This is a genomic window from Clostridium psychrophilum, from assembly GCF_018861705.1.
Classification (GTDB): domain Bacteria; phylum Bacillota; class Clostridia; order Clostridiales; family Clostridiaceae; genus Clostridium_AD; species Clostridium_AD psychrophilum.
The window spans coordinates 1-19621 of sequence record NZ_JAHLEC010000016.1; the positions used below are offsets into that span (position 1 = coordinate 1).

The window sequence follows — 19621 nt, forward strand, 5'->3', positions numbered from 1 at the left end:
TTCTGATTTTGTCCACCTCATTTCTTAGTCATGAGGTTTTATTATACTATATTCTTTTTGGGACATAATCAAATTCGGTATAATAGGACATTATCACAATTCGATCATATAAATATTGAAAATATACATTCTCAAATACTTGAGTTAAATTACAACATAAGATATAATAGGTTTATTGAATTTTTATATTTTTTATTGTAAAGGAGTAATACTTATGGGATTAAAAGATAAATTAACAAATAGCTATACACAAGCTTATTTAAAAAGATATGGTGATAGACTTACTCAAGCACAAGGACGAGTTCTATCAGTCAAAGTTGTGGAAAAAAATTATTTGAGAATATTTTACAAATTATTGGTAACTATTTTAGTAAAGGCTGACGGAAGCAAAGCGATTTCTAAATGCGTATTTAAGAAAAAACGTTGGTTCAAAAAAGCTCACTTTATTTCTGTGCTTCAAGGTCATTCTGTTGTAATCCAAGGAATGAAGGGAAAAAAAGGTAAAGAACATAGAGAACAAATTCAGATTGTAAACATTAGAAATATGACTACAAAAAAAGACTTGGTACCGATGAAGGGAAATGCTCCCAAAGTACAAAGAGTAAGAGCTGATAAACGTTTCAAATAAAAAAAATGATATATGACTTTTTAGTCATATATCATTTTTTTTGCATCCTTTTATATCTAGAATAGTAATTCTATCACTCATAATTAGTGCTTGTGAACTAAATACAAATACAAACTATTTATAAATGATATAATACCTGAGAAAAATAATATTATTAACCATTGCCCAAAGCCAAGTGCTATAGTATGAAATACATTTTGTAAAAAAGGAACATAAACTATGCTAACCAACATTAGTACTGATATACCAACTGCCCCAATTAAATACAAGTTTGTAAATGGATTTATTTCAAATATAGAATGTTTTTCTGACCTACATTCAAAAACATGTATAAGTTGAGATAAGACTAGAGTACCAAGAGCTAGTGTTCTACATGCCTCAAGATTCATACCATAATATTTACCACAGATAAATGACAATATTGTACAGACGCCTATTAAACATCCTCTAATTATTATTTTTTCTGTAAGTCCTCTTGAAAATACGCTTTCATTTTTCCCTCTAGGTTTTTCAAACATAATATCAGGATCTGCAGGGTCAACACCTAAAGCAATAGCTGGAAGTCCATCCGTAACCAAATTTACAAATAATATTTGTATTGGTAAAAGTGGATTTTGTAAATAGAATAAAGAAGCCAAAAACATGGTAAGCACTTCACCTAAATTACAAGATAATAAATATCTAATAAATTTTCTTATATTATTGTATATTACACGTCCTTCTTCAACTGCTGCAACAATTGTTGCAAAATTATCATCTAAAAGAATCATAGAAGCCGCTTCTTTAGTTACATCCGTTCCTGATATTCCCATAGCTATTCCAATATCTGCTTCCTTTATTGCTGGAGCATCATTTACACCATCTCCAGTCATGGCCACAATATGTTTCTTATGCTTAAATGCTTTTACTATCCTTAGTTTATGTTTTGGACTTACTCTTGCAAATATTCTAAGATCATCAATTTTTTTATCTAATTGCTTATCACTTAATTTATCTAATTCATCCCCTGTTATAACTTCCTCTAGAGATGAGCATATATCTAATTCTTTACCAATAGCATAAGCTGTATTTTTATGATCCCCAGTTATCATTACTGGTTTTATCCCGGCTATTTTGCACTCTACTACTGCCGCTTTTACTTCCTTCCTTGGTGGGTCAATAATGCCTGCTACGCCTACAAATATTAAATTACTTTCCAAGCTATCATTATGAGCAAGACCTGTCACCTTATATGCAGAGGCGATACACCTTAATGCCTTGTTTGACATAGCCTCTACAGCTCTTATCAATGCCTTCTTATAATTCGGCAGCATTGGCTGAACCTTTCCATCCACTAGTATATAATTACACCTTTCTATAACTCTTTCTGGAGCACCCTTTACGTAACAAGTTTCCTTATTGTTCTCTTTAACAATTACCGACATAATTTTTCTTGTTGAGTTAAAAGGAATTTCATATACGCGTCTTGATTTATTCAAAAAATCTTGCAATTCTTTAGTATTCTTAAAAAAGCCTTTAATTAGTGCTGTCTCTGTTGGATCACCAAATAAGCATTTTTCCATATTTTTTGCATTGAAATCGTAATTACAATCATTACAATATGTATATGCTTTCTTCATCACTACATTTAATGGTATCTTTTCTCTATCAATATTATAAATATGACCATCAAAATAAAATGCTTTTACTGTCATATTGTTTTCAGTTAAAGTACCTGTTTTATCTGTACATATTACCGAAGTACACCCTAAAGTTTCAACAGCTGGTAACTTTCTTACCAATGCATTTCTTTTAAGCATTCTAGATACACCTAGTGCTAATGCTACAGTAACAATGGCCGTTAATCCCTCAGGTATCGCAGCGACTGCAAGACTAACTCCCAATAAAAACATTTCATACATGTCTTGACCACGCCAAATGCCCATAAAAGTTACGACTAAACAAATAGTTATACAAAGTATAACTAATATCTTTCCAAGATGTGCCAATCTTTCTTTAAGCGGAGATTTCTCATCTTCAATGTTATGAAGCATATCTGCTATTTTTCCCATTTCTGTACTCATACCTGTTGCAATAACTTTTGCTTTTGCTTTTCCTGTTAGAAGTATGGTTCCCATATAAATGGTATTATCCTTAGAACTCGCACTTTTATTTACTCCAGCCGATTCTCCAGTAAGCAATGATTCATCTAGCATTGCATTATTGTCATCAGTCAAAATACAATCTGCAGGAATTCTATCTCCACTTTCTAAAATCACTAAATCACCTGGAACCAAATATATTGCATTTATTACAAGTACACCACCATTTCTAAATACTTTTGCTGTTGGGGCTGCCAGTTTACCAAGTGCCTCGAGTGAACGTTCAGTTTTATATTCTTGAATAAACCCTAATATTCCATTCATTATAACTATAATCAATATAGTTATTGCATCCGCTTTTTCTCCCATAATTCCTGATAATACAGTTGCAACAATTAATATCCATGTAATAAAATCATTGAATTGTGAAATAAATATTTGAAGTGCAGTTACTTTCTTTTTGTTTTCTAATTTGTTATAACCATATTTTTTTAATCTGTTTTCAGCATCTGCACTTGTAAGTCCTTTCGATGAAGGCCTACTATCATACCCAAATCCTCCTTGATTTTTATTATCCTTTGAAACCTGTTCGTTCATCACTGACTTGTACCCCCTTATACTTTTCTAAGAATAAGTAACCTCTCTTAAATGTTACAGATTCTTTAAATTACTGTATTTCTATTCTTTATTAATGTATGTGTTTGATTACTTACATATGAAAAAAATGTTATCTAATCTTTTAAATAAATCAAAATAATATAAATAACATTGGTTTTTTCTTTACAATATGGTCATTTAAATATAAAATAATACTGTAATGATTTCTTATGAAAACAATACAGATGAACAATAATTAGTAATTGTTATTCATCTCAAAGGAATATAAGGAGGCCAATTCGTGAAAAACATTATTTATATTACTGGGCATAAGAATCCAGATACTGATTCTATCTGTGCTGCTATTTCTTATGCTGAATTTAAAAATAAAACGGGAAAGATTACTGCTATGCCTATAAGGCTTGGTGAACTTAATCGTGAAACGCAATTTATACTTGATTATTTTAATGTAGAGGAGCCAAATCTTGTAACCACTGTTAAAACTCAAATTTCTGACTTAGACATAGATATTGTCGCTCCTATATCACCAGATATCTCTTTAAAAATGGCATGGTCCATTATGAAAAAAAATAATAATAAAACACTACCTGTAATAGATGAAAATGATAAATTAGCTGGTGTAGTTTCAGTTTCAAATCTTGCATCCAACTATTTAGATATTTGGGATAATTCTATACTTTCTAAAAGTAATACAACCCTTGAAAATATTCTAGATACTCTATCAGCTAAATGTTTGTGCAAACCGGAAGGAACACTTAAACTAACTGGAAAAATTATTGTAGCTGCTATGATCCCTGATAGTACAAAAGCAGTAATTGAACCTGGCGATATAGCCATTTGTGGGGATAGAGAAGATTCCCAAACATTATTAATTAATTCTAAGGTTTCTATTATTATAATTACTGGAAATCATGCTCCAACAGATAACATTGTCAAACTTGGGGAAACTAATGGATGTACAATAATATTAACCCCTTTTGACACTTTTACAGCTTCTAGATTGATAACACAGAGCATACCTATTGATTATGTTATGACTAGAAAAAATCTAGTTAGTTTTAATGAAAATGATTTTATTGAAGACATAAAACATATTATGATTGAAACAAGATATAGAAGTTATCCTGTGCTTGATAATGATAATAAAGTTATTGGAAGTATATCAAGATTCCATCTAATATCAGAGAAAAGAAAAAAGGTAATACTTGTTGATCATAATGAAAAAGCCCAATCTGTAAACGGACTCGAAGATTCTGATGTATTAGAAATACTTGACCATCATAGAATTGCAGATGTACAAACTGGTCAACCTATATATTTTAGAAATGAGCCTGTGGGAAGTACTTCAACAATAGTTGCTTCCATATACTTTGAAAATGGAATTAGACCTTCAAAGAGTGTTGCTGGTATTTTATGTGCAGCAATTATATCAGATACATTACTTTTAAAATCTCCAACTTCTACACTAGTTGATAAACTCACATTAAAGAGATTATCTCAAATTGCTGATTTAAATGTAGAAAAGTTTGCTAAGGAAATGTTTAAAGCTGGTACCTCTTTAGAAGGTAAAACTGCTGAAGAAATTTTCCATCAAGACTTTAAGACCTTTACCCTTAATAACTTTAAGGTAGGAGTATCACAAGTTGGTACAATGTATATTGAAGGTTTTGATCCACTAAAAGAAGACATGATAAAATTGATGGACAAAAAAGCCAAAGAAAATGGTTTTGCATTAATTTTACTAATGTTAACTGACATATTAAATGGTGGTTCAGTATTAATAGCTTCAGGAGAACATAAAGATGTTGTCTCAAAAGCCTTTAATATTACTCTAACTGATGAAGGTGTATATATTCCTGGACTTGTTTCAAGAAAAAAACAAGTTATACCACCTATTACAGTGGCTATGAACAAAATAAAATAAATTTTTTTACATAAAAACAAAGCATATACATTAATTGATGTACATGCTTTGTTTTTCTATTTTTGTAAATTGTTAGCCATTTGCCACATCTCGTCTGCAGTTTTTAAAGTAGTTGAACTAAGCTGAAATGCTCTTTGAGTTACAAGCATATCTGACATCTCTGTTGCGACATCAACATTTGATTTTTCAATGTAGCCCTGCATAACAGAGTAATCTTTACTTTGCACCATAGTAGCCCCTGGTTTGGGCGTATATAAATTATCACCTATGGAAATCATTGAATTATCACCTATAGCATCTGATATTTTTATTTTACCAGCTTGTATCGATAAATTCCCTTGTTTTATAGATACGTTGCCATTCGCATCTACCTTAAAATTATCTTTATTAAATTTATAAGGCCCATTCAATGTATTAATATTATTACCCTGGCCATCAAGTATGCTTAATCTATTTCCCTTATCATCTACGATTGTTCCATTTGCATCTGTTTGGAAATTGCCTGCTCTTGTGTATGCTTTGCTATTATCTGGCTGAGTAACTTCGAAATATCCAGAACCATCTATTGCTAAGTCAGTTGAAAGACTTGACTGTGTAAGTTGTCCTTGCGTAGAATCTCTTGTCCATTCTCCCGTGCGAACCCCTGTACCATTTTGAAGTGTTGCTTTTCCTGCACCCTTTGTAGATACAGGATATCCATTTCTATCAAGTGTCTCGTAAACAAGATCTTTGAAATTTGCATCGACTTTTTTATATCCATTAGTATTTGCATTTGAAATATTATTTGATATAGCATCTAGCTTTTCTTGTTGCTCTGCCATTGCACTTTGTGCATTCGATAAAAGTCTTAGCATTTGTTTCCCTCCTCTCAACTATTATTATGTTATCTCACTACTCCTACTTCATTTACAGCCTTTCCTAAAGTCTCATCAATAGCCTGTATGACTTTTTGATTACTTTCATAATTTCTCGTAATAGACATCATATTTACCATTTCAGTAGTTACATTAACATTAGATTTTTCTAGCGAATTTTGGTTTACAGAAACATTTTGAGCCTGGACAGGATTTGCTGCATCATATAAATTATCACCAACTTTTGTAATAGTCTTATAATCTTTAAAATCGGATATATCAAATTTGTATCTATTCACGCCATTAACAGAAATATTTCCACTATTATCTACCTGAAGTTTACCATCGGAAACATTTATGGGTCCAATTGCATTTGTTGTATTATCTTTACCTAAAACCTTATCTCCACTATCATTTACTAAATAACCAGTTCCATCAACTTGGAAATTACCACTTCTAGTGTAATAATCCTTAGTAGTAATACCATTATCTCTTCGCACTGTAAAAAACCCTTTCCCACTTAATGCAAAATCTGTAGCTTTATCCGTTGTAGAAAGAACACCTTGGCTAAAATCTGTGTTTACATCATCAATTTTACTTCCTTGACTTAATGATCCAATAGTGTTTTTTGTATTTTTACCATTTACAACGTTGTCATAGTTTTGTATAAGTACATCCTTAAATGATTTAAGCGCAAGATCATCACTTTTAAACCCAGTTGTATTTGCATTTGCTATGTTGTTAGTTACTGTGCTTTGTTTAGCTTCTCCAGTAATCATTCCTGTTACAGCAGTGTAAAGAGCTCTAATCATTTTCCCACTTCCTTATTAATTATTATTGGCATTTCATCAGGATAACGCATTCCATATGCCCTAGCCTTAATCTCAATGTTTCCTTTACTCATTTGGTAATTTATTTTAGCCCCACTTATTAAAATACAAGCTAATATCAATCCTATTCCTATTCCTATTAAAAGTTTTCTATCACTTAAAAAGTCTATTAATTCTTTTATCTTATGTATAAATCCTTTATTAATAGTACTTCCCCCTTACCTAGATGCGTGACCTCTGAAATTTCATCCAAGGATAATCCTTCGCTAAATAGCTTTTTTATCTCCTCAATCTTACTGCTGTTATCATTATGTAGTTCTTCTATAGGAGCTATATCATCGGTCTTATCTCCAGCTATATGATTATTTTCTTCTATAATAGTTTCATTTTCATTTTTGTTAAACATTGGTTCATTATTTTTAATTGATTTATTGTTTTTTTCCATAATTTCTTTCATATCCATAATTTCACTCTGAAGTTCCAAAATACTTTCTGAAAATTCTTGTCTAAGTTCACCTACTATAATATCATTATTTTTAACATCACCCATAGCATTTCCTAATACTCCATCAAAGGACTTATTCTGTTTTTTTATGGCGATAACATTTAGTATTATAAGAATTAATCCAATGAAAATTAATAAAGCAGTCATCTAATCCACTCCAAGTTTAATATATTACGTTTTCTGTATTCAAGACTTTAATTTATATCATATTTAAGTTTTAATAGGCCTTTCCTTAAGTTTATAAGTGCCCTACTATGAAGTTGACAAACTCGTGATTCAGATACGCTTAAAATACTTCCTATTTCCTTTAATGTAAGACCTTCATAATAATATAAAGTTAAAACCAACTTGTCCTTATCCTTAAGATTTTCAATACCTAGAGCCAAATACTCCATTTGTTCTTTCTCTTCTAAAGCCATTTCTGGACTTGGGCTTTTATCATCTTTTATTGTACCACTAAGTGGCATATCATCATCATCAGAAAATATTAAGTCCTCAAGAGATACTATAGATATATAATTTATGTTGTTTTCAATATCAGCTACATCAGAAATTGAAATTCCTAATTCTTTCGCAATTTCATGATTAGTTGGTTCTCTATAAAGACGTTTTTGAAGCCTATCAATTGCATAATTATAGCTATTAAGTTTATCCATAGCACCTTTTGAAATAGGACTATTACGCCTTAGTTCATCAATCATAGCACCTTTTATTCTTATTGATGCATAACTTGAAAATTTCATGCCCTTAGTTGAATCATATTTTCCTAAAGCATCCATAAGTCCTAGCATACCATAACTAATTAAATCTTCATATTCAACATATTTAGTTTTTCCAATTATTACTCTAGATGCAATATATTTAACTAAAGGTATATGTTTTTTAACAATTTGCTCACGTATATCAGTTGCTTTAGCTATGGACATATGACACCTCCTTATAATTTTTTCATTTGATTTCTCATAAGTTGAAATATATATTTTATTATTTTCTCGCGAGTTGCATTATCTATAAAATCAAGGCTTAAACCGCAAAACCAGTTGCCATCATTATCCTTTATTATTCTCATTGACTTACCAATTACATTTATATCTTCACCATTAACTAATAATGAAACCAAGAGAAAATCATTGAGCTTTACCTCCTGTGATACTTTTACTCTCATACCACTACCACTTAAATCAATTAACATAGCTTTTAAATAACTATTCTTATTAATTGTATTAATATTAATCTTTTTCTCACTTTTAAGGTTTATATACTTAACAGTTTTTATTAAAGGCATTCTTACATATTTTCTTCTTTGAATTTTTTTGATTTCCACTGGCTTTGATATAAGTAAGATAGGTATATTTTCAAATCTACGTCCTATAACAGTGGCTTTAAATTTATAAAGACTTTTTTCACCATAATAGATTACATCTATAATAGCTCCTTTGGATAATGGAACATATTCACCTGAATTAATAGGAACACTAATAGCCATGTATTCCGATGTTATGTCTTGTATATTACTATGAAAATATCTCTCATTAATCAATATTTCTAATTTTTTATTTATCTTAAACTCAACTTTAATCACTTGCCCCCAACCCCTTATGAAAAAATGCTGAAAATTCTTTTAAATAACCCCTCTATTCCCATGCCACTAGATTTATTACTCATACCTTCGATTTTGTCTGCTATACTAATTATATCCTTAGTAGCCTCAGAACTCGGATAACTAACAATAACAGGTTGTTGCTCTCTTACTGCATGTGTTACTTTTTTATCTTCACCAATCTTACCTAAATACTCGAGTTTCATATCAAGAAATCTCGTAACAGCATTATTAAACTTATTAAAGGTTAAATCAGCTTCATTATTATTTAAAGACCTATTTATTATAACTTTAGCAGACTTTTTAATATTAAAATGATTAACAGCTTTCAGTAGACTGTATGCATCTGTAAGTGATGTAGGTTCTGGAGTTGTTACTACTATTAAGTCTTCACAACAGGCAATAAATCCCAAAACGCTTTTATTTACCCCAGCCCCTGTGTCCATTATTATATAATCAAGTCCTTTTAAATCAGTAAGCTTATTTAAAAATATAGTTCTTTGAATTTCGCTCAAATCTTCAACCTTTGTGAGCGCCGATCCACCTGGAAGAAGTTTAACACCAAACGGACCTGTTAAAACAACCTCTTCAATCTCTTTACCATTAAATATAACATCAAATACATTATACTTAGATGAACATCCCATAAGAATATCATCATTTCCCATTCCTATATCTGCATCAAAAATCATAACTTTTCTTCCCATTTTTTGAAGTGCTATAGATAAATTAACAACTATATTGCTTTTACCTACGCCCCCTTTACCAGAGGTAACAGTTATTATTCTAGGCTTATTAGGTATTATACTATGACTTTCTTTTACTACCATTTGTCTTAATCTTTGTGCTTGATCTAACATACAGTATCCTCTCCTACAATAAGATTAACAATTTTATCTGCAGATAACTCTTTAATATCGTCAGGTACATTTTGACCTGTTGACACAAAACTAAGTGGTATCTGCGCGATATTTAATATGTTAAGAATGGAACCATAAGTGGAAGTTTCATCTAATTTAGTTACTATTATACTATTATAATGCAAAATCTGGTATCCTTCAATAATATATTTAAGGTCCTTATTCTTTGTTGTAGCACTTATCACCAAATGAATATTTTCTGTATGAACCTTCTCCACAAATGTTCTAAGTTCAGCTATTTGCATCTTATTTTTGCTGCTTCTTCCTGTAGTATCAATCAAGATTATCTCGCACTCACTCATGCTTTCCATTGCAGCTTCCATGTCATTCATTGTATATACAACATGAAAAGGTATGTTCATAATATCAGCATAAGTTTTTAGTTGCTCAACTGCACCAATTCTGTAAGTATCTATAGTAATAAGTCCTACTTTTTTTTTCTCAACTAATGCAAGTTTTCCAGCAAGTTTTGCTATGGTTGTAGTTTTTCCTACACCAGTTGGACCTGCAAGTACTACTCTCCCTTCGAGTTTTGGACTAGTAACATTTATCATACTTTTTAATACTGTTTTCAATTTTTCATATTCAGTAAGTTCTAAGTTTATGTCTTTAACTTTAATCATTATATTTTTAATAGTTTCAATATCCACATCACTATCTTCCAATATTTTTTCTATATCACTTTTAGTACTATCACAAGTTTTGTTTTCGCTTGCAAGATTACTAATCATAGTTTTCATTTTCATCATTTCATTCATAATGTTTTCTGAGTAATTATCGCCTTTTTCGTAAGCATGAGTAGCATCTCTATGTACTACTTTATTAGATTCCTCAAGTTTCCTATTATTAACTTTAATTTTATTTTCATGTTCCACAACCTTATTAATTGCGTCGAAACTACTTACTACATCTTTTTTTTGCTCATCTACTTTATTTTCAGTTGCTGCCGTTACTTCAATAACTTTTTTTGTGAATATACCTTTTAATCCTGGTTTACGAATTTTTCTTTGACTTATAATTACAGCATCAGACCCTAATTCATATCTTATTCTTGTCATAGCTTCATTCATACTTTTAACTATATATCTCTTTATAATCATTCTAGAGTCACAACTCCTTCAGTTTTAATTTCAACCTCGTTTGGTATCTCATTAAGAGAAAGTACACAGACGTTTGGGAAGACCATTTCAATTAATCGTCTAAATGCTGGTCTTATTTTTGGAGAAACTAAAATTACTGGTTGATTATTATGAAAATAAATAGTGTTAATATTAGTCTTAATAGAATTTAAAATTTTTCCTGTAGTATCTGGATCTACTGCGGGGAATGAACCTTGTATAGATTTTTGTATGTTATTTGCTATAACACTCTCAACTTCAGGTGCCAGCGTCATTATTGTAATTCTACCATTCTCATCAACTAGTCCATTACAAATACTGCGCCCGAGTGAAAATCGCACATACTCTGTTAATACTTCTGTATCTTTAGTTATCCTAGCATTATCTGCTAATGACTCAAGTATTGTTACCATGTCCTTTATGGCTACTTTTTCTTTAAGTAAACTTTGAAGAACCTTTTGCACTTCACCAATTGTCATAAGATCTGGTATTAATTCATCAACTACGGTATCATATTTTTCTTTTACAGAGTCTATAAGTAACTTAGTTTCTTGCCTACCTAATAGTTCATATGCATGATTTTTAATTGTTTCCGTTAAATGTGTAACCATTACTGTAGTTGGATCTACAACTGTTAATCCTTTAATCTCAGCATCTTCTCTTTGGTCATTATTTATCCATACTGCAGGTAATCCAAAGGTTGGTTCAATAGTATTAATGCCTTGAATAGTAATATCCTCCGAACTTGGATCAATGCATAACAACATACTTGGCATTAACTCACCTTTTATAATTACAGTACCTCGGATTTTAACTACATACTCATTTGTTTTAAGTTGCAAATTATCTTTAATTCTTATAGGCTGAACAACAATTCCCATTTCGATTGCGCATTGTCTCCTAACAGAAGCAATTCTTTGAAGTAAATCCCCTCCTGTAGCCTCGTCAGCTAGTGGTATTAGCCCATAACCTATTTCTATTTCCATAGGCTCTACAGAAATCAAATTCATTACGTTCTCAGGTTCTCGGTTCTCTGTTTCAGAAGATTGTTGCTCAGCACTTTGTGTTTCAATAACTAATTGATCTTTTTCATCCTTGTTTAAGAAATATGCACTAAGTGCCATTCCAATTGAAAGCAAGATGAAAGTAACATGAGGCATACCTGGTATCGCAGCCAAAACTAATAATACAGTTGAGGCTATACCAATAACCTTTGGGAATGCGGTTAATTGCTTTGTTATTTGGCTTCCTAAATTCATATTGCTACCAGATCTAGTAACTAAAATACCAGAAGCAGTTGATATTAAAAGAGCCGGTATTTGGCTTACAAGGCCATCTCCTACTGTAAGCTTAACATAGGTTGTTAGCGCTGTTGCAATTGGCATTTTAAGCATTACAACACCTATAATTATTCCACCAAAAATATTAATTATTGTAATAATTATGCCAGCTATTGCATCTCCCTTTACAAACTTTGAGGCTCCATCCATAGCTCCATAAAAACTAGCTTCATCTTGAAGTTTTGTTCTTCTATCTCTTGCTTGTTCTTCAGTTATAACCCCTGCATTCAAATCAGCATCAATACTCATTTGTTTACCTGGCATAGCATCGAGTGTGAATCTAGCAGAAACTTCAGCAACTCTACCAGCACCACTTGTAATAACTACAAACTGTATAATGATGATTATTAAGAAAATAATTATTCCAACGACATAATTACCTCCAACAACAAACTCACCAAAAGCCTCAATTATATTACCTGCATAAGCCTGTGTTAATACTAATCTTGTAGATGATATATTGAGTCCTAATCTTAAAAGTGTTGTAATAAGAAGTAAAGTTGGGAAAACTGAAAACTGCAAAACTTCTGTTGTAAACATTGTTAAAAGTAAAATTACAACTGCAAGTGTAATGTTAAACGCAATTATTACATCCACAAGAGCTGGTGGTAATGGGATAATTATCATTAAAACTATTCCTATTACACCAAATGCAACTATAACGTCTGAATTATTTTTAATATTAAACTTTACTTTTTGAGCCACAAATATCATCCTTTACTTTTTTTTCTTAAGTTTATACACCACTGCTAATATTTCTGCCACAGCTTGATACATCTCAGTTGGTATTTCTGATCCTATCTCTAATTCGCTATATATAAGCCTAGCTAATGGTTTATTTTCAATAATTGGTACATCATTTGCACTCGCGACCTCTTTAATCTTTATAGCCACATTATCTGCACCAATAGCTGTAACAGTAGGTGCCCCTTCCCCTCCTTGCTCATATTTTATGGCAATAGCTAAATGAGTTGGATTGGTAATTACAACAGTGGCATCAGGCACTTGTTGCATCATTCTACTTGTTGCCATTTCTCTTTGTTTCTGCCTGATTTTTGATTTAATTAGCGGATCTCCTTCTTGTTGCTTATATTCTTCTTTAATCTCTTGCATGCTCATTTTCAATTCTTTGTTGTGCTTATACTTTTGATATGAGAAATCAATTATAGAAATTATAAGCATAACTATACTAATCTTAAAAAATATAGATACAACTAAACTTCCGAACACTCCAAGCATTGCTTCCACTTTTAAGCTTCCATATGTCATTATGTCCATATAATTATCCTTAACAAAATTATAAGCTATGTAAGATATTGTACTAACTATGGCCAAGTTCTTGATTAAATCAACAACAGATCTCATTGAAAAAATTTTTTTGAATCCACTTATAGGATTTAGTTTTTTCAAATCCGGTTTTAGTGGTTCCCCTGTAAATATAAAACCAGATTGCATCAAACTTGCAACTATACCCATTAGCATAACAGGAACCACAAATGGTAAAACGAGAATTCCAAACTTCGTGAGCGATACAAAAAGTACAGTTTTAAAAGTATTCTCGGTAAGTGGAAGAGTTATGTAATTGTTTAAAAAAAGAATTAACATGTTTTTTAAATTATCTAATATATATGAACCAAGCGAAATCATTAAAACTGTTACTGTTACTAAAGTAACAGTGGATGATAATTCCTTACTTTTTGCTACTTGTCCTTTTTTCTTTGAATCGCTTTTCTTTTTAGGAGTAGCATCTTCAGTCTTTTCACCACTATCAGCTGAAATAAAAATCAGTGATGGTAAAACGCTGTAAAATCCTTTAATTATATCTGGAATAGTATAAAAAGATTTAACTATTAAATTTATAACAGCCGGAAGTACTAAAGAAAAACAACTTAATCCTATTAATATTTTTATTGGCATACCTAAAATCATAACATTTAACTGAGGTACCGTCCTTGATACAAGTCCTATACTCAAATCTGTTATAACAATAATTAAAATAATAGGTATTGCTATTTTTAATGCAAGTGTGAAGAACTGTATGAAAATATTTAGCATCATCATAGCTGTTGCTTGCGTTAACGTAAATTTTCCAATTTCAACAACACTAAAAGAATTAATAATAGCTCTGATTAACATATGATGACCATCCACGACAAAAAATATAACCATACTTATCCAGTAAAGTAAATTGCCAAGCAAAGTAACATTCTCATTTGATATCGGATCAAACATGCTCATCATTGAAAATCCGATTTGAAAATCCATAAGTTGACCAGCCATTTGTGCTGAAAAAAAACAAAACCTTGTTATGAAACCAAGCATTAATCCAGTAACAACCTCAGCTATACAAAATATTATAAGAGTTGCATTACTCGTAATTAAATTAACATTTCCATAATTAACACCTGGCAAAATTATAAAAGTAAAAACAACACAAAATCCAACTTTAACCATGGCAGGAGTAGACTTTGGAAAAAATATTGGTATACCCATAAAAAATGATGATATTCTTAAAAGTACCATGATAAAGCCTAAATAATAAGCAGTATTTATCAATGCATTTCCACCTAACCTCCCATGTTAGCGATGATTCCAAAAATTCTAGTTGTAAATTCCATCATTATATGAAGCATCCAACTACCCATTAACAATCCCATTAGTGCTGCAGCAATTAATTTTGGTACAAAAGTTAATGTTTGCTCTTGAATCTGCGTAGTAGCTTGAAATATACTTATTATTAGCCCTACTAAAGTAGCTACAAGCAAAATAGGTGCCGATACCAACATCGCTGTTTGAATAGCATCTTTTACTACCGTTAACACAATACCTTCAGTCATTTAATTCACCTCAACTAAAACTCATAATTAATGATTTTACGAGTAAATTCCACCCATCAACCATAATAAATAATAACAATTTAAATGGAAGAGAAATCATAACTGGTGGTAACATCATCATTCCCATAGCCATTAGAATACTACCTGTAACTATATCAATAATCATAAATGGTATAAATAGTAAGAATCCCATTTCAAACGATCGCCTTAATTCACTTATTAAAAAAGACGGAACAACAGCATATAACGGAACATTATCATATGTAAGTTTAGGCTTACCATTTGTAAGTATTACTTTACCTTTTGCATCTACTTGATTCTTAACTGTATTTTGCAATTTTCCAACATCTAAAAAAAGTTTTAAATCCTTCGCCCTAGTTTGCCTTAGCATAAAATCTCTCATAGGCTTTGACCCTTTGTCAATTGCAACCTGCTGGGTTATTTTGTTATTCAAATATGGCGTTAATGCCTCATTGTTAACTTTTGTAAACGTAGGTGCCATAGTAAAGAATGTTAAAAATAGAGCAAGTCCAATTATTACTTCTTTAGGTATTGCTTGTTGAAGCCCTATAGCATTTTTAAATAATGATAGCACAATAATTATTCTTACAAAACTTGTCGACATTATAACAATTGAAGGCAATAAAGTAAGTACTGTAAGAAGTAATAATAGCTTAATATTATCAACATATTCCTTTGGTGTACTTGCATTATCAACTGAAATATTAATTTTAGGTATTGGTAATGTTTGTGTAACCGCATTTACTTTTATTAAAGAAATACTCATTATTAACATAACCAAAGCAAATATAAGCAAGCTTTTATTTTTCCTTTTCATCTTTAACTTCCTTCTTAAACGTATGTTTTTTTAGCAATTCCTTCTTATCGATATATTTTTTAAATAGTTTATTATTGTTAACATATTTTTTAAATAGTTCCTTCATATCTTCATATTGTGGTATCTCTTTAATACCCTCAATACGAACAATTTCTTCTTTAGGTAATTCAAATAAAATTTTTATTTCCTTTGTACAAGATGACATTGCATATGCTTTATCACCTATTTTTACAACTACAATATTGTTTTCCTTAGATAAAGCAACTCTATCTAGTACTTTCATATATCTACCATCTTGCAATTTTCGAAGCTTACTTCCACCATACCTTAATGATAAATATAATAAAAATAATATAAAAGGTAAAAATATTATAATTTTAAAAATTAATAGTATAAACTCTCCATCCATTGTTTTATCTCCTACTTATCCCTGACTTATCACTATACTATTAAAATATATGTGAGATATTTTACCTTTTGTTAAAACTGGATTTATCCTTTGTATTAAAGCTGATTTTATAGTATCTATTCCTGATCCACTAAAGTCAGAACTTTTCTTTGATCTGAGATAAGTATTCACTATATCCCTAATAACAGGTTTCTGTGCTGTGATTTCTGTAGTTAAATCAGCATTAGTTTGATGTCCAACATAAACTGTTACCTTAAGGTATGTTGTTCCATTATTATCTAAAAGATTGACTAGAAATTCCTCTAATGAATAAGTTACCTCAGGAATTACTACAGCTTTAGCAGTTTTTGAAGATTTATTGCTAAAATAGTACATACCCCCAAAAGCCGCACCCCCAACTACAATTAATAACAATAAAATTATAATAACTTTGCTCAAAACATTTTCTTTCTTTTTTGGTTTTTCACTCATCTTGTACTCCCCCCCTTTTCACTGACTACAATTAGAATATTTACTCTTCTATTTAAAGCTCTATTGTTCGCTTTGATATGTTATGTCAAAACATCCTGTTTTTTTCATTCCATTTTCTCCTAGAAATCTCCGACGAATATCTTCCTTTTATACTTTATTATCAAATCAATTACTTCCTCCGTACTTTCTATAACAATATATTTTTTCCCATTTGTTAAAGTTATTAATGTTTCCGGCATCATTTCTATTTTTTCTATAACCTCTGCATTTAGTATAAATTTTTTCTTGTTAAAACCAGTAAGTATTATCATGGGCCCTCCTATGAGCTAAATATATATAGTAAGGTAAAAGGAATTTGTAAGTCTCAAATACATTAAGTATTTGAGACTTACTATAAATTTTAGTTTAGTTATGTTGTGGTTATCTCTTTAGGCCTATTAGATCCTGTAATATTTCATCTCCTGTAGTAATTGACTTACCTGATGCTTGGAAAGCTCTTTCTGCAATAATCATATCAGTAAACTGCTCAGAAAGATCAACATTTGACATTTCAAGAACTTTTTGAAGCATATCACCATATCCACTACTTTTATCTTCATCATTTACTATTCCTGATCTAACTTGAGCTGTCCCTGAATTAGAAGTACTTTGATATAAGTTATCTCCAGTTTTCTTTAATCCTTCTGGATTACTAAATGTTGCCATTGCAATCTGTCCAACTTCAGAAACACTACCATCCGCTAAAACGGCACTAATAACTCCATCCTTTGCTATAGTAAAACTAGTTACATTCTGAACTTTTCCATTCAAATCTGTAATTTTATCAGGTATTGATAATGGAACAAGTGCACTAGTACTTGCATTTTGAGGAGCTGCTGATTGGACATTTCCTGCTAGAGCGTAACCCATTACCCTAGCACCATCCGATGTTACTAAATTACCGAGATTATCTTTAATTAAAGCGCCATCCCTAGTATATGAAATTTCAGTTCCAGCACTTCCTCCAGTTAATTTACCTGCTACTAACGATGCTGTCGCAGTTGTAGCTCCCTTAGCAACTACAAAATATCCTTCACCATCAATAGCAACATCAAGATCTCTAGCTGTTGGCTGCATCGTACCTTGACCTACCAAAGTATCTATTCCTGAAATTTGAACGCCAAGACCTACTTGCTTTGCGTTCATTCCACCAAGACTTGTTCCTGGTGATGCAGACTCGGTAACATTTTGGCTTATCATATCTTTAAACCTAACCCTTGAACTTTTAAATGAAGTAGTTCCAACATTTGCTATATTATTTCCTATAACATCTAACTTTGCCTGATTTACCTTCAATCCACTTACCCCAGAATAAAATGATCTTAACATAATAATACCTCCACTTTTTTATTTTTAATTATATTAAATATAGGAACTGAAATTACGATTTTTAATTTATCACTTTGCTTCTGTATTTCCACAAAGTTAAGCTTCCTAATAAGGTCCGGCTTATATCATAACTACACTATCTATATTGGTTATTATCTTTCCTTTACTAGCGTCTTTGTCAATTGCAGTAATTACAGTTCGATTTTTAATACTTGTAATCAACGCCATATTCTTATATAATATTAAAGATTGTTTTGCACCCTTACTCTCTGCCATATTTATGCCCTCATTGATTTTTTTTAGGTCATCATCTTTAATATTAATATTTCTACTACTAAGCCTTTTCGTTGCATGAGCTGATATAGTAAAAACTTCTTGTTTTTCTATTTGTTTATTTAAGACTTGATTAAAAGAACTTTTATCCTTACTATTCATAGTTTGTTCTTTATTAACTTTACCTTTTGTATTTTGAGTTCCTACTTTTGAATACTGAGTGAAATCATTAGTTGAATATAATTTACCATTTACCACTCTATATGACATATTTAGCATCACCTTACCGTCTTAATTAATCAATTTTATCCTACTTTTGAGATATCATCATATGTTATATCCTTAGTAACATCAACACCATTTTCTTGATATGCTACAGTTAAATTAATTCCATTTCCATCTTTGCTTACACTTTTAACAGTTCCTGAATATACTTTGCCATCAGCTAATGCAGCAGTAGTCACTTGTTTGCCCATTAAACTTATAGCTGCTGAGAACCCAGTATTTCCATTTAAATAGTCTGCTTTCGTATCTGGTACATCAATAACATCTGTTAATGTGTCCGCTGGAAAATCTTTTGTAGATCCATCTGCCAATTTTACTGCTAAATATGTTGCGCCTGAATCCTTATAAGCTGCCTGTACAGTGCCTCCATATTGTACACCTTTATCATCGTAACTACTAAAAGCTACAAGTTTACCCGTTAAAGAAGCTGAACTTGCAAAACTCATCGTGTTATTTAAATTATTCATTTGTTCAAGTGACGAAAATGTTGCCATTTGAGCTACAAATTCTGTACCATCCTTAGCATTAGTTGGATCTTGGTTAGAAAGTTCCGCAGAAAGAATTTTCAAGAAAGAATTTTGATCAAGCGCTGCATCTTTTTTTACAATTGCAGTTCCTCTGCTAGTTGTTGCTGCTGTATTTGCAGTTTGTAAACTTGGAGCCGCTGCTGTTACATCAGTTGCCATTTTGATCACCTCTAAACATTAATTTGTGTTTCAGAT

20 protein-coding genes are annotated in these 19621 nt (G+C 31.0%); 2 read left to right on the forward strand and 18 right to left on the reverse strand.

The genetic code is table 11. The features are described from left to right. Positions 1 to 214: 214 nt before the first annotated feature. A complete protein-coding gene (locus KPL38_RS05560; protein ID WP_216288002.1) occupies positions 215 to 628 on the forward strand; it encodes a hypothetical protein in 414 nt (137 codons plus the stop codon). Between the two features lie 83 nt (positions 629 to 711). Here KPL38_RS05560 and KPL38_RS05565 read toward each other — a convergent pair whose 3' ends face one another. Further along, positions 712 to 3306 carry a calcium-translocating P-type ATPase, PMCA-type gene (locus KPL38_RS05565; protein WP_216288118.1) on the reverse strand — a complete coding sequence of 865 codons (2595 nt, stop codon included), beginning with the start codon at positions 3304 to 3306 and terminating at the stop codon, positions 712 to 714. Between the two features lie 301 nt (positions 3307 to 3607). On the opposite strand from KPL38_RS05565, the gene KPL38_RS05570 reads away from it, so the two are divergent. Beyond that, the gene (locus KPL38_RS05570) at positions 3608 to 5251 is read left to right on the forward strand and encodes a putative manganese-dependent inorganic diphosphatase (RefSeq protein WP_216288003.1); all 1644 of its coding nucleotides are present in this window, start codon (positions 3608 to 3610) and stop codon (positions 5249 to 5251) included. 56 nt (positions 5252 to 5307) lie between these two features. Here the strand turns inward: KPL38_RS05570 and KPL38_RS05575 are convergent, their stop codons facing one another. The 17 genes from KPL38_RS05575 to KPL38_RS05655 all read right to left on the reverse strand — a co-directional run bounded on the left by KPL38_RS05575 (position 5308) and on the right by KPL38_RS05655 (position 19585). Further along, positions 5308 to 6105: a flagellar hook-basal body complex protein gene (locus tag KPL38_RS05575; RefSeq protein ID WP_216288004.1), complete on the reverse strand. Its 798-nt coding sequence runs from the start codon at positions 6103 to 6105 to the stop codon at positions 5308 to 5310. Between the two features lie 29 nt (positions 6106 to 6134). Next, positions 6135 to 6917, reverse strand: coding sequence for a flagellar hook-basal body complex protein (locus KPL38_RS05580; RefSeq protein WP_216288005.1), 783 nt, complete (start codon positions 6915 to 6917; stop codon positions 6135 to 6137). Positions 6918 to 7113: 196 nt separating this feature from the next. After that, a complete protein-coding gene (locus KPL38_RS05585; RefSeq protein WP_216288006.1) occupies positions 7114 to 7587 on the reverse strand; it encodes a DUF6115 domain-containing protein in 474 nt (157 codons plus the stop codon). 47 nt (positions 7588 to 7634) lie between these two features. Continuing rightward, positions 7635 to 8366, reverse strand: a complete 732-nt coding sequence (locus tag KPL38_RS05590) for a FliA/WhiG family RNA polymerase sigma factor (RefSeq protein WP_216288008.1) — start codon at positions 8364 to 8366, stop codon at positions 7635 to 7637. Between the two features lie 11 nt (positions 8367 to 8377). Further along, positions 8378 to 9022, reverse strand: a complete 645-nt coding sequence (locus tag KPL38_RS05595; RefSeq protein ID WP_216288009.1) for a flagellar brake protein — start codon at positions 9020 to 9022, stop codon at positions 8378 to 8380. A gap of 14 nt (positions 9023 to 9036) precedes the next feature. Then, positions 9037 to 9900, reverse strand: coding sequence for a MinD/ParA family protein (locus KPL38_RS05600; protein WP_216288011.1), 864 nt, complete (start codon positions 9898 to 9900; stop codon positions 9037 to 9039). Then, positions 9894 to 11060 (reverse strand): flagellar biosynthesis GTPase FlhF, encoded by a 1167-nt coding sequence (gene flhF, locus KPL38_RS05605; protein WP_216288014.1) that lies wholly within the window; start codon positions 11058 to 11060, stop codon positions 9894 to 9896. Before flhF ends, KPL38_RS05600 begins: the two co-directional genes overlap by 7 nt. Next, positions 11057 to 13132 (reverse strand): flagellar biosynthesis protein FlhA, encoded by a 2076-nt coding sequence (gene flhA / locus KPL38_RS05610; RefSeq protein WP_216288016.1) that lies wholly within the window; start codon positions 13130 to 13132, stop codon positions 11057 to 11059. Before flhA ends, flhF begins: the two co-directional genes overlap by 4 nt. Before the next feature lie 3 nt (positions 13133 to 13135). After that, positions 13136 to 14974, reverse strand: a complete 1839-nt coding sequence (locus KPL38_RS05615) for a fused FliR family export protein/FlhB family type III secretion system protein (protein ID WP_216288018.1) — start codon at positions 14972 to 14974, stop codon at positions 13136 to 13138. An 11-nt stretch (positions 14975 to 14985) separates the two neighbouring features. After that, positions 14986 to 15255, reverse strand: a complete 270-nt coding sequence (fliQ, locus tag KPL38_RS05620; RefSeq protein WP_216288020.1) for a flagellar biosynthesis protein FliQ — start codon at positions 15253 to 15255, stop codon at positions 14986 to 14988. A 10-nt stretch (positions 15256 to 15265) separates the two neighbouring features. After that, a complete protein-coding gene (fliP, locus tag KPL38_RS05625; protein ID WP_216288024.1) occupies positions 15266 to 16093 on the reverse strand; it encodes a flagellar type III secretion system pore protein FliP in 828 nt (275 codons plus the stop codon). Next, on the reverse strand, positions 16077 to 16502 hold the full coding sequence (fliO, locus tag KPL38_RS05630; protein WP_216288026.1) for a flagellar biosynthetic protein FliO: 426 nt from the start codon (positions 16500 to 16502) through the stop codon (positions 16077 to 16079). Before fliO ends, fliP begins: the two co-directional genes overlap by 17 nt. A gap of 15 nt (positions 16503 to 16517) precedes the next feature. Further along, a complete protein-coding gene (locus tag KPL38_RS05635; protein ID WP_216288028.1) occupies positions 16518 to 16973 on the reverse strand; it encodes a flagellar basal body-associated FliL family protein in 456 nt (151 codons plus the stop codon). A 119-nt stretch (positions 16974 to 17092) separates the two neighbouring features. Beyond that, positions 17093 to 17284: a flagellar FlbD family protein gene (locus KPL38_RS05640; protein ID WP_216288030.1), complete on the reverse strand. Its 192-nt coding sequence runs from the start codon at positions 17282 to 17284 to the stop codon at positions 17093 to 17095. A gap of 109 nt (positions 17285 to 17393) precedes the next feature. Then, positions 17394 to 18341 carry a flagellar hook-basal body complex protein gene (locus KPL38_RS05645; protein ID WP_216288032.1) on the reverse strand — a complete coding sequence of 316 codons (948 nt, stop codon included), beginning with the start codon at positions 18339 to 18341 and terminating at the stop codon, positions 17394 to 17396. Between the two features lie 120 nt (positions 18342 to 18461). After that, positions 18462 to 18884, reverse strand: a complete 423-nt coding sequence (locus KPL38_RS05650) for a TIGR02530 family flagellar biosynthesis protein (RefSeq protein ID WP_216288034.1) — start codon at positions 18882 to 18884, stop codon at positions 18462 to 18464. 35 nt (positions 18885 to 18919) lie between these two features. Then, positions 18920 to 19585, reverse strand: coding sequence for a flagellar hook assembly protein FlgD (locus KPL38_RS05655; protein ID WP_216288042.1), 666 nt, complete (start codon positions 19583 to 19585; stop codon positions 18920 to 18922). Between the last annotated feature and the right edge of the window lie 36 nt (positions 19586 to 19621).

Bases quoted from the DNA above. Each gene is read 5' to 3' on its own strand.
- KPL38_RS05565 (WP_216288118.1), bottom strand. From the start codon at position 3,306: ATGAACGAACAGGTTTCAAAGGATAATAAAAATCAAGGAGGATTTGGG.
- fliO (WP_216288026.1), bottom strand. From the start codon at position 16,502: ATGGATGGAGAGTTTATACTATTAATTTTTAAAATTATAATATTTTTA.
- KPL38_RS05640 (WP_216288030.1), bottom strand. From the start codon at position 17,284: ATGATAATACTTACTGGTTTTAACAAGAAAAAATTTATACTAAATGCA.
- KPL38_RS05560 (WP_216288002.1), top strand. From the start codon at position 215: ATGGGATTAAAAGATAAATTAACAAATAGCTATACACAAGCTTATTTA.
- KPL38_RS05645 (WP_216288032.1), bottom strand. From the start codon at position 18,341: ATGTTAAGATCATTTTATTCTGGGGTAAGTGGATTGAAGGTAAATCAG.
- KPL38_RS05585 (WP_216288006.1), bottom strand. From the start codon at position 7,587: ATGACTGCTTTATTAATTTTCATTGGATTAATTCTTATAATACTAAAT.
- KPL38_RS05590 (WP_216288008.1), bottom strand. From the start codon at position 8,366: ATGTCCATAGCTAAAGCAACTGATATACGTGAGCAAATTGTTAAAAAA.
- flhA (WP_216288016.1), bottom strand. From the start codon at position 13,132: ATGATATTTGTGGCTCAAAAAGTAAAGTTTAATATTAAAAATAATTCA.
- KPL38_RS05635 (WP_216288028.1), bottom strand. From the start codon at position 16,973: ATGAGTGAAAAACCAAAAAAGAAAGAAAATGTTTTGAGCAAAGTTATT.
- KPL38_RS05575 (WP_216288004.1), bottom strand. From the start codon at position 6,105: ATGCTAAGACTTTTATCGAATGCACAAAGTGCAATGGCAGAGCAACAA.
- flhF (WP_216288014.1), bottom strand. From the start codon at position 11,060: ATGATTATAAAGAGATATATAGTTAAAAGTATGAATGAAGCTATGACA.
- KPL38_RS05650 (WP_216288034.1), bottom strand. From the start codon at position 18,884: ATGTCATATAGAGTGGTAAATGGTAAATTATATTCAACTAATGATTTC.
- KPL38_RS05600 (WP_216288011.1), bottom strand. From the start codon at position 9,900: ATGTTAGATCAAGCACAAAGATTAAGACAAATGGTAGTAAAAGAAAGT.
- KPL38_RS05655 (WP_216288042.1), bottom strand. From the start codon at position 19,585: ATGGCAACTGATGTAACAGCAGCGGCTCCAAGTTTACAAACTGCAAAT.
- fliQ (WP_216288020.1), bottom strand. From the start codon at position 15,255: ATGACTGAAGGTATTGTGTTAACGGTAGTAAAAGATGCTATTCAAACA.
- fliP (WP_216288024.1), bottom strand. From the start codon at position 16,093: ATGAAAAGGAAAAATAAAAGCTTGCTTATATTTGCTTTGGTTATGTTA.
- KPL38_RS05580 (WP_216288005.1), bottom strand. From the start codon at position 6,917: ATGATTAGAGCTCTTTACACTGCTGTAACAGGAATGATTACTGGAGAA.